This is a genomic window from Citrobacter sp. S55_ASV_140, assembly GCF_018919505.1.
GTDB lineage: Bacteria > Pseudomonadota > Gammaproteobacteria > Enterobacterales > Enterobacteriaceae > Citrobacter > Citrobacter werkmanii.
The window spans coordinates 1-317 of record NZ_JAHLQZ010000453.1 but is presented as its reverse complement, the minus strand read 5'-3'; the positions used below and the strand labels follow the sequence as shown (position 1 = coordinate 317).

The 317-nt window shown below is 53.3% G+C and carries 1 protein-coding gene; it reads left to right on the top strand.

The features are described 5' to 3' along the window. On the top strand, positions 1 to 317 hold a 317-nt coding region (locus KQJ18_RS24930), incomplete at both ends, for an EF-Tu/IF-2/RF-3 family GTPase (protein WP_253297576.1).

Sequence of the window (317 nt, the reverse complement as noted above, 5' to 3'; positions counted from 1 at the left end):
CGTGGTTCTGCTCTGAAAGCGCTGGAAGGCGAAGCAGAGTGGGAAGCGAAAATCATCGAACTGGCTGGCTTCCTGGACTCTTACATCCCGGAACCAGAGCGTGCGATTGACAAGCCGTTCCTGCTGCCGATCGAAGACGTATTCTCCATCTCCGGTCGTGGTACCGTTGTTACCGGTCGTGTAGAGCGCGGTATCATCAAAGTTGGCGAAGAAGTTGAAATCGTTGGTATCAAAGACACCGCTAAGTCTACCTGTACTGGCGTTGAAATGTTCCGCAAACTGCTGGACGAAGGCCGTGCTGGTGAGAACGTTGGTGT